8 protein-coding genes and 1 pseudogene are annotated in these 9,562 nt (G+C 75.6%); 5 read left to right on the top strand and 4 right to left on the bottom strand.

Annotated features, from left to right (window positions below; genetic code table 11):
• Nucleotides 1-110: 110 nt before the first annotated feature.
• Nucleotides 111-869, bottom strand: coding sequence for a phosphoglyceromutase (locus tag HCN52_RS17640; protein ID WP_168089416.1), 759 nt, complete (start codon nucleotides 867-869; stop codon nucleotides 111-113).
• 209 nt (nucleotides 870-1,078) lie between these two features.
• Here HCN52_RS17640 and HCN52_RS17645 point away from each other — a divergent pair, with 209 nt between their 5' ends.
• Complete coding sequence (locus tag HCN52_RS17645) at nucleotides 1,079-1,786, top strand: GntR family transcriptional regulator (protein ID WP_168089417.1); 708 nt, start codon at nucleotides 1,079-1,081, stop codon at nucleotides 1,784-1,786.
• Between the two features lie 92 nt (nucleotides 1,787-1,878).
• Complete coding sequence (locus HCN52_RS17650) at nucleotides 1,879-2,886, top strand: 1-aminocyclopropane-1-carboxylate deaminase (RefSeq protein WP_168089418.1); 1,008 nt, start codon at nucleotides 1,879-1,881, stop codon at nucleotides 2,884-2,886.
• A 93-nt stretch (nucleotides 2,887-2,979) separates the two neighbouring features.
• On the opposite strand, the gene HCN52_RS17655 is transcribed toward HCN52_RS17650, so the two are convergent.
• Nucleotides 2,980-4,236, bottom strand: a complete 1,257-nt coding sequence (locus tag HCN52_RS17655; RefSeq protein WP_168089419.1) for an SLC13 family permease — start codon at nucleotides 4,234-4,236, stop codon at nucleotides 2,980-2,982.
• A 303-nt stretch (nucleotides 4,237-4,539) separates the two neighbouring features.
• Here HCN52_RS17655 and HCN52_RS17660 point away from each other — a divergent pair, with 303 nt between their 5' ends.
• Nucleotides 4,540-5,841 carry an alpha/beta fold hydrolase gene (locus tag HCN52_RS17660; protein WP_168089420.1) on the top strand — a complete coding sequence of 434 codons (1,302 nt, stop codon included), beginning with the start codon at nucleotides 4,540-4,542 and terminating at the stop codon, nucleotides 5,839-5,841.
• Between the two features lie 60 nt (nucleotides 5,842-5,901).
• Here HCN52_RS17660 and HCN52_RS17665 read toward each other — a convergent pair whose 3' ends face one another.
• Complete coding sequence (locus tag HCN52_RS17665; RefSeq protein ID WP_168089421.1) at nucleotides 5,902-6,456, bottom strand: type III secretion system chaperone family protein; 555 nt, start codon at nucleotides 6,454-6,456, stop codon at nucleotides 5,902-5,904.
• Between the two features lie 139 nt (nucleotides 6,457-6,595).
• Nucleotides 6,596-7,948, bottom strand: coding sequence for a D-inositol-3-phosphate glycosyltransferase (gene mshA, locus HCN52_RS17670; protein ID WP_168089423.1), 1,353 nt, complete (start codon nucleotides 7,946-7,948; stop codon nucleotides 6,596-6,598).
• A 36-nt stretch (nucleotides 7,949-7,984) separates the two neighbouring features.
• Between mshA and HCN52_RS17675 the strand changes: the two genes are divergently transcribed.
• Together HCN52_RS17675 and HCN52_RS17680 are read left to right on the top strand one after the other, a co-directional pair.
• Nucleotides 7,985-8,998: a DUF7224 domain-containing protein gene (locus tag HCN52_RS17675; protein WP_168089422.1), complete on the top strand. Its 1,014-nt coding sequence runs from the start codon at nucleotides 7,985-7,987 to the stop codon at nucleotides 8,996-8,998.
• Nucleotides 8,992-9,562: pseudogene (locus tag HCN52_RS17680) on the top strand (hypothetical protein); the annotation flags it as partial. The gene HCN52_RS17675 and the pseudogene HCN52_RS17680, both read left to right, overlap by 7 nt.

Below are 9,562 nucleotides of genomic sequence, written 5' to 3' on the forward strand. Positions count from 1 at the left end.
CCCATGCTCCAGATGGCCCGCGCCACCCGTCGCGACGGGGAGATCCGGCAGCGCGAACTGGAGCTGCCGCCCCGCGGCCACTCCCGCACCGACGTGCCCGCCGCCTCGCGCTACTTCTTGCCCTGCCCGGCGACGGCCTTGATGGCGTCGGCGGCGGCGTCGGGGTCGAGGTAGGTGCCGCCCGGGTTGAGCGGGCGGTAGTCGGCGTCCAGCTCGTAGGAGAGCGGGATGCCGGTGGGGATGTTCAGCCCCACGATGTCGGCGTCGGAGATGCCGTCGAGGTGCTTGACCAGGGCACGCAGGCTGTTGCCGTGCGCCGCGACCAGGACGGTCCGGCCCGCGCGGAGGTCCGGCACGATGCCGTCGTACCAGTAGGGCAGCATGCGGGCGACGACGTCCTTGAGGCACTCGGTGCGCGGCCGCAGCTCACCGGGGAGGGCCGCGTAGCGCGGGTCGTCGCTCTGCGACCACTCGGAGCCGTCCGCCAGCTCCGGCGGCGGGGTGTCGTAGGAGCGGCGCCACTTCATGAACTGCTCCTCGCCGAACTCGGCGAGGGTGGCGGCCTTGTCCTTGCCCTGGAGTGCGCCGTAGTGACGCTCGTTCAGCCGCCAGGAGCGGTGGACGGGGATCCAGGGGCGGTCGGCCGCGGTCAGGGCGAGGTTGGCGGTGCGGATGGCCCGCTTCTGGAGCGAGGTGTGCACCACGTCGGGGAGCAGACCGGCGTCCTTCAGCAGCTCACCGCCGCGTACTGCCTCCTTCTCGCCCTTCTCGGTCAGGTTGACGTCCACCCAGCCGGTGAACAGGTTCTTCGCGTTCCACTCGCTCTCGCCGTGGCGGAGCAGAATCAGTTTGTACGGTGCGTCGGCCATGCTCCGAGCGTATGCGACAGGGCGGCGGTGCCCCGAGCCCGTCCGGGGTTTCCGGCGACCGGGGCGGCGGCAGGCGACGGGCGGGCGCCGAGCAGGCGACGCGGGCGGTGACGGCAGGGGCGGCCGGTGCGGCTGCGGCGAGCGGGGCACCGGGACACCCGCCCCGCGGGTCTTGACGGGAGCACCCGGTGTGGCATGCAATATTTCGCATGCCGGTACCCGAGAACCGCGGCCTCGTCCGTCGATCCCTGCTGCGCGAGGACGCCTACCGCGCCATCAGGGACGCCATCGTCAGCGGCACGCTCGCGCCCGGCGAGCGGCTGCACGACGCCGACCTCGTCGCCTGGCTGGGGGTGAGTCGCACCCCGGTGCGGGAGGCGCTGGGCCGGCTGGAGCTGGTGGGTCTGGTGCGAACCAGCCCGGGCCGGCACACCGTGGTCAGCCCGCTGGACGTGCGGGCGGTGCACCATGCCCAGGCGGTCGTGGCGGCCATGCACGAGCTCGCCGTCCGCGAGGCGGTGCCGCATCTGGCCGAGGGCGACCTCGCGGCGATGCGGGAGGCCAACGTCCGGTTCGGCGCGGCGGTCCGCGCGGCGGACGTCGACGGGGCGCTGGCCGCGGACGACGCCTTCCACGGGGTGGCGGTGACGGCCGCCGCCAACCAGGCGGTGGTCACCGTGCTGGAGCAGTTCACGCCGGTGCTGCGGCGGTTGGAGCGGCTGCGCTTCGGGTCGCTGGCCGGGCGCGCCTCGGTGGCGCAGCACGACCGGATCATCGAGCACTGCGCGGCGGGTGAGGTCGACGCCGCCGCGACCGCCGCCCGGGAGAACTGGTCGACGCTGGCGCCGCTGCTGGACGCCGCGGAGGACACCGGGGAGCGGCCCGGGTCCGCCGACCCGGCCCCCCGGGGCGGCTGACCCCGCCCGGGCCGCACCCCGACGACGCACCCCGCGAACGCCCCGACGACGCACCCGACCGTCCGCTGCCCCTCGCCCCTCCGGAGGCCCCCGTGTCACTCGACGACTTCGCCCGCCATCCGCTGCTCTTCGGACCGAGCCCGGTGCATCCGCTGGACCGCCTCAGCGACCACCTGGGCGGCGCCCGGATCTGGGCCAAGCGGGAGGACTGCAACAGCGGTCTTGCCTTCGGCGGCAACAAGACCCGCAAGCTGGAGTACCTCGTCCCGGAGGCGCTGCGGCAGGGCGCCGACACGCTGGTGACCATCGGCGGGGTGCAGTCCAACCACACCCGGCAGGTCGCCGCCGTCGCGGCGCGGCTGGGGATGAGGGCGGTGCTGGTCCAGGAGAGCTGGGTGGACTGGCCGGACCCGGTCAACGACCGGGTGGGCAACATCCTGCTGTCCCGGATGATGGGCGCCGACGTCCGGTTGGTGGATGCCGGGTTCGGCATCGGTTTCAAGGAGAGCTGGGAGCGGGCGCTGGAGGACGTGCGCGCCGCGGGCGGCACCCCGTACGCGATCCCCGCCGGCGCCTCCGACCATCCGCTGGGCGGGCTGGGCTTCGCCAACTGGGCGGCGGAGGTGGCCCGGCAGGAGCGCGAACTGGGCGTCTTCTTCGACACGATCGTGGTGTGCAGCGTCACCGGCAGCACCCACGCCGGGATGATCGCCGGGTTCGCGGGGCAGGACCGCCCGCGGCGCGTCATCGGGATCGACGCCTCCGCGAAGCTCGACGAGACGCGTGCGCAGGTGGAGCGGATCGCCCGCGACACCGCCGACCGGATCGGGGTGGGCAGGCAGCTGCGGGACGAGGAGATCACCGTGCTGCCGGGCTGGGCGGGCGACCGCTACGGCGTCCCGGTGCAGTCCACGCTCGACGCCATCCGGCTGAGCGGCTCGCTGGAGGGCATGATCATCGATCCGGTCTACGAGGGGAAGTCGATGGCGGGGCTGGTCGACCTGGTCCGCACGGGCGAGATCCCCCGGGACTCCACCGTCCTCTACGCCCATCTCGGCGGCCAGCCAGCGATCAACGCCTACAGCGGCGTTCTGGGGTGACCGGGCGCCGGCCGCCCGACAGCGGGACACATGGGCCGGCGGTCCCCCGCGGACGGGGGTCCGCCGCGGATGGCGGTCCCCCGCGGACGGGGGTCAGGGACCGACGAGTTCGAGCATGCCCCACAGCGCCGTCGTGGCCGCCACGAGTGTGAGCGGGACCGTGAGCACCCCCAGCCACGTGAAGTCGCGCAGTGAGACGTCCATGTCGTGGCCGTGGAGCACCCGCCGCCACAGCAAGGTGGAGAGCGAGCCCACGTAGGTCAGGTTGGGGCCGAGGTTGACGCCGATGAGCACCGCCAGCACCGGCGCCGCCCCTCCCCCGGCGACGATGGGCAGCAGCGCGAGGGTCGCGGGCAGGTTGTTGATGCCGGCGGCGAGCAGCGCCGCTACAGCGGCGATCACCAGCAGGTCCGCCAGCCCCGTCCCGTCGGGGAGGACCCGACCGGCGGCGGCGTCGAGCCCGTTGTCCACCACCGCCTTGACGACCACCCCGAGGGCGAGCACGAACAGGCAGAACAGCGGGTTGCAGGCGGCGATCAGCCCGCCGACGGTCGTGGTGCCCGCCCGCAGCGCGCGGACGGCCAGCACGGCGGCGCCCGCGCACGCTGCCCATGCCGGGGACAGCCCCGCGAACGAGGTGGCGACGAAGCCGACGAGCGTGAGCGCCAGCACCACCAGCGCGACCACCGGGGTGGCGACCCGTTCGGCGCGCGCCACCGGGACGGGCCGCGCCGCCAGGTCGGCGGCGAAGTAGCGGCGGAACACCAGGTACTCGACGGCGATCACCAGCAGCCACGCGGGGGCCATCAGGATGCCGAACCGGGTGAAGGTGAGGCCGCTGGCGGCGAACGCCAGCAGGTTGGTGAGGTTGGAGACGGGCAGCAGCAGCGACGCCGAGTTGGCCAGGTGGGCGGTGGCGTAGACGTGCGGCCGGGGCCGGGCCCCGGCGCGCAGCGCGGTGGCGATGACGACCGGTGTCAGCAGGACGGCCGTGGCGTCCAGGCTGAGCACCGCGGTGGTGAGGGCGGCCAGCACGAACACCCCGGCCAGCAGCCGCCGCGGCCGGTTCCGGCACAGTCGCGCCACGGCCGCGCCGGCGGCGCTGAACAGCCCCTCGTTCGCGCAGAGGTGGGAGAGCAGCAGGATCGCGGCGAGGAACCCCACGACGGGCGCCAGCCGTTGGGTCTCCGACCAGGCCTCCGCGGGCGCCACGGCGCCGAGGGCCATGACCAGTCCGGCGGCCGGCACCGCTGCGACCGCCTCGGGCCAGCGGCGCGGGCGCAGGATCACGAAGGCGAGGACCGCCAGCAGCAGGACGGTGGAGAGCACGGCGGCGGCGACGTCGATCACGGTGAAGGGCTCCCGGGGCACCTGGGCGGCGGGGCGCCGCCGCGTGTGGGCGTCCGCGCCGCACACCGGTCAGCATCCCACCACGGGCGGTCGGGCGGGTGGCGCGGGCGTCCACGTCGGCCGGTGCGTCGCGGATGGGTCGGCGCCCGGGCGGCGCGGGGCGGCGCGGTCCCCGTCGGCGTCGGCGTCGGCGTCGGCGTCGGCGTCGCTCGAACGGTGGAGCGGGCCGTCCCCGGGTAGGGCCCGGGGAGGGTCCCGCGGCGGGTGCGGGCGGGACGACGACGGGACGGACGAAGGGGCAGGATGAGCGATCACGACGACGTGCGGCCGGCTGCGCGACGGCCGGACGACCGGCAGGCGCGGACCCGGCAGCGGCTGGCGGCCTCGGCCGGTGTCCACCGGGTGCGCAGGCCGGTGGGTGACGGAACGCGTGAGGAGTTCGACCTCCACTACGTGCGGAGCGGACCGCGCGGCGCCACCCCGGTGGTGTTCGTCCCGGGAGGTCCCGGGTTGGCCTCCGTGACCCTCTACCGGCAGGTGCGGGCGCGGGCGGCACGGCAGCGGTTCGACGTGGTGATGATGGAGCACCGCGGGGTCGGACTGTCCCGGGTGCGGGACGACGGGCGGCCGCTGCCGCCGTCGGCGATGACCGTCACCGCGGTCGTGGACGACCTCGCGGCGGTGCTCGACCACGCCGGTGTCGAGCGGGCCGTGATCTACGGCGCCTCGTACGGCAGTTATGTGGCACAGGGGTTCGGCGTGCGGCACCCGGACCGGGTCGCGTCGATGGTGCTGGACTCCCCGGTGCTGACCGCGCACGACGACGAGGAGACCCGGCGCGAGATGCGGGCACGGCTCTGGGAGGGGTCGCGCCCCGAGACGGAGAACGCCGCTCGCGGACTGCGGGAGCTGGTGGCGCGGGGGCTGGTCGATCCCGCGGAGACGGGGGCGGTGGCGCAGGCGGTCTACGAGACCGGCGGGGCGCCGCTGGTGGAGGCGGTCTGCCGGGCCGTGGCCGCCGGGCGCGGCCACCGGACCTGGCGCTGGCTCGCGGAGCTCGGCGCCTCCGAGACGACGACGCCGCGCCCGTTCGTCATGGAGTTCGACCTCGCGGGGGTGATCGCGTTCCGCGAGCTGAAGTACCGGCCGGACCCGGACGGGCTGCCACTGGACGTCCCGCACGGCTTCCTGGAACTGGCGCGCTCGTTCCCGGAGTTCGCGGGCGAACCGTTCGACCTGCCCGCCGCGCTGCCCGCGTTCCGGTGGCCGGTGGCGGTGGTCTCCGGCGACCGGGAGCTGCGGACGCCGCGCTCGGTGGCGGAGCGGGTGGTGGGGCTGGTGCCCGACGGGACGCTGGTGCCGCTGGCCGACCACGGGCACAGCGCGCTCGATTCCCACCCGACGGCGGCGCTGCGCGTGGCGCGGCTGGTGCGCGACGGGCAGCAGCGGCATCTGCCGCACGAGGCGGCGGCGCTGGGCGCGCTGCGCCGAGGCGGCGCCATGCGTCTGGTGGCGCCGCTGGTGCGCGCCCGGCTCGCCTCGGAGCGGCTGCTGCCGCGCCGGATTCCTGACCCGACCCCCGGGGAGGCCGGGGGCCGGGGCTGAGCCCGTCCGGGCGACGCCCGGCGGGTGACCTCATGGCGAGCCTTCGCGCCCGCCGCGGGGTCACTCGGCCGGGCGGGTCAGGTGCCGGAACGCGTCGAGGTTGCGGGTGGACTCGCCCCGGGCCGTCCGCCACGCGTACTCCTTGCGGATCGCGGAGGTGAACCCCTTCTCCAGCAGCGTGTTGAAGGAGCCGTCGGCCTGCTCCAGCACGGCGCCGAGCAGTCGGTCGAGCTCCTCGGCCGTGACGGCGGCCAGCGGCAGCCGGCCCGCGAGGTAGATGTCGCCGAGCGGGTCGACGGCGTAGGCGACGCCGAAGAGCCGCGCGTTGCGCTCCAGCAGCCAGCGGTGCACCTCGGCATGGTTCTCGTCGGGGCGCCGGATCACGAACGCGTTCACCGAGAGGGAGTGGCGGCCCACCTTCAGGGAGCAGGTGGTGGAGAGCTTGCGGGTGCCGGGCAGGGTGACGACGTAGTGGCCCGGTGACGGGCTCTCCCAGCTGATGGCGGCCTCGTCGCCGCCGGGTTCCGCCTGCTGTCCGTCGTCGGGCGCGGCCAGGGCCGCGAGCGCGGTCTCGATGGTCCGCCGGGCCGCCGTCTCCTGGTCGTCTGCTGCCATGGCACCGATCCTAGGTCGTGCGCGTCACAGCGGCGGAGTGGTCGGGGTCGGCTCGCCGGGCGCGGCCGGTGCCGGGCACCGGCCCGTGGCTGCGGGCCGGTGCCGGCGGTCCGGCTCGTGCTGCTCGGCCGGTGGGACGTCAGCGCGCGATGCGGAGCCCGCCGCGCCGGGTGACCGCACCGCCGCGCGCGGCGTGCGCGGTGTGGTCGGCGAAGCGGTGCCCGGCGATGGCGTCGCTGTAGACCTCGGCGGTGGCGGCGGCCGCGGCGCCCCAACCGAAGCCGCGGGCGTGCCGGGTCGCGGCCTCCCCCATGACGGCGGAACGTCCGGGGTCGTCGGTGAAGCGACGCAACGCCTCGGCGAACAGGGCGGGTTGGTGACCCTGCACCAGGTAGCCGGTGACGGTGTCCCGGACGGCCACGGGCAACCCGCCGACCGCTGCGGCGATCACCGGGGTGCCGCACGCCTGCGCCTCCACCGCGACCAGGCCGAACGACTCGCTGTAGGACGGCATCACCAGGACGCTCGCCGCGCGGTACCAGTCGGCCAACTCCTGCTGATCGACCGGCGGTCGGAACCGCACGATGTCGCTGATGCCGAGCTGGCCGGCCAGCTTGTGGAGCCGCTCGGGGCGGGCCAGGCCGCTGCCGGAGGGGCCACCGACCACGGGCACGAGCAGCCGCGACCGCAACTCCGGCTGTTCGTCGACGAGTTCGGCGACAGCCCGCAGCAGCAGGTCGGGGGCCTTGAGAGGTTGTATCCGACCGGCGAACAGCGGGATCACCGCGTCCTGCGGCAGTCCCAGCCGCTGCCGGGCGGCAGCGCGGCCGTCGGCGGGGCGGAACCGTTCGAGGTTGACGCCGGGGTGGACGACCGCGGTTCGCAGCGGGTCGGCGCCGTAGTGCTCGACCAGTTCCGCCGCCTCGCCGGCGGTGTTGGCGATCAGCCGGTCGGCGGCGTCCACGACCTGCTGCTCGCCGATGATGCGGGCGGCGGGCTCGGGGGTGTCGCCCGCGGCGAGCGCCGCGTTCTTGACCTTGGCCATGGTGTGCATGGTGTGCACCAGCGGCACGCCCCAGCGGTCGGCGGCGAGCCAGCCGACGTGGCCGGACAACCAGTAGTGGGAGTGGACGAGTTCGTAGTGCCCGGGGCGGTGGCCCGCCCACGCCTGCATGACGCCGTGGGTGAAGGCGCACAGCTGGGCGGGGAGGTCCTCCTTCTTCAGCCCCTCGTACGGTCCGGCGTCGATGTGCCGCACCAGGACACCGGGCGCCAGTTCCACGGTCGGCGCCAGCGCGCCGGCGGTGGCGCGGGTGAAGATCTCGACCTCGGTGCCGAGGTCCGCGAGCTGCTTGGCCAGCTCGACGATGTACACGTTCATGCCGCCGGCGTCGCCGGTGCCCGGCTGGTGCAGCGGGGAGGTGTGGACGCTGAGGACAGCCACCCGGCGGGGGTGCCGGCTCGCGCGGCGACGGCGCGAGAGCCGGGACATGTTCGGCACGTGGGGGACTCCTGACCCGAGGCGAGCGTGGAAAGGCGCGCAACCGTCAACGCGGCCGACGCGACGTGGCTGGCCGCCGCCCATCTCACCGCGGTGGCCGTGATCTCGGGCGCCGCGCTGGCGGCGCGGCTGCCGGGCGCGCCCTGGCCGGAGTACCCGCTGTTCGGGCTGGCGGGGGTGGTGCTCGCCGCCGCCATCGGACATGTCCTGGGCCGGCTGCTGCCGACCCGCTACACGCCCGTGCTCGCCACCGTCGGCGGCTACCTGCTGTTCTTTGTGATGCTGGCGGAGCAGTCGCCGCTGACGGCGACCATCGGCTACCAGGGGGTGGACCAGCGGCTCTCCGCGACGCACCTGGTGTGGCGGTTGGCGCTGGTCGCGCTGGCCGTCACCGCCGTCGTGCTCCTCACCGGCGTGCGGAACGACCCGCGACCCGCGGGGCGGCGGCCGCTACGGGCGCTGCCGCTCGCCGCACCGGCGGCGGCAGCGGCGCTGCTGCTGGGGCTCCTCGTCATGCCGTCGGGGGCGGGGGCGGGCTTCCACACGGCCCGCACCTCCACCGACGCCGTCTGCGACACGGCCGGCGACGGCGAGGTCTGCGTCTGGCCGGAGCACGCGCACCGGCTGCCCGCCGCGGTCGACATGTCCGGGCGACTGGCGACGGCGGGCGAGGGCGTGGTCCCGGCCGGGGTCGCCCATCGGGAGGTGGGACTGCCCCGGGCGGGCGCCGCGGGGCAGGGGTTCTCCCTCGATTACGGGAGGGCGGACCTGGCACGGACCATGGCGTCGGACTCGGTCGTGGCGGCGCTGCCGCTCTGCGAACGCTGGGGCCCGCAGGAGTGGGCGGTGCAGGACGCGTTGACGCTGTGGCTGGAGCTGCGGGCGCTCGACACCGACCGGCCGCCGAAGCGCGGGGGCTTCTCGTCGGGGGAGGCGGTGGACCGCACCGACGAGGTGCTGCGGGTGCTGGCGCTGCCGCACGCCGAGCAGACCGTCCGGGCGCGGGCGTGGAAGGCCGAGCTGGCGGCCGTGCCGTGCTGAGCACCGCCGGGCGGGGGCTGCCGGTCCGCTCGCGGCGGGCGGGCGGGCAACCGGAGAACGGCGGGGGTCGGCAGCGGGGCCATCGCCGCGCCGCAGCATGGCGGCACCTCCGGGCCCACGGCGTCGCGCTGCCGCTCGCGCTGCTGGCGGGCTGTGCGGCCGGCTGGCTGTGGTGGGGGGACCGCCTCGTCGTGCTGCCGCATCTGGGCGGCGGTGCCGGCATCCCCGTGGCAGCCGCCCAGGCGCTGCCCGTCCTGGTGGCCGTCGTGGTCGTCCTCTCGGCGGAGGACGGGATGCGGGACTTCTCGGAGCACGCCGCGCGGTCGCGCCGGGGCGTCCTCGCCCGGCATCTGGCGGCCGCAGCCGCGGCCGGCGCGGCGGTCTGCGCCGTCGGCACGCTCGCGACCGGGACGACCGACCAGCTGCCCGTCGCGCTGCGGAACCTGCTGCTGGCGACCGGCCTCGGCGAACAGGGCGGGTTGGTGACCCTGCACCAGGTAGCCGGTGACGGTGTCCCGGACGGCCACGGGCAACCCGCCGACCGCTGCGGCGATCACCGGGGTG

The organism is Streptomyces bohaiensis (assembly GCF_012033785.1).
Taxonomy (GTDB): Bacteria; Actinomycetota; Actinomycetes; order Streptomycetales; family Streptomycetaceae; genus Streptomyces; species Streptomyces bohaiensis.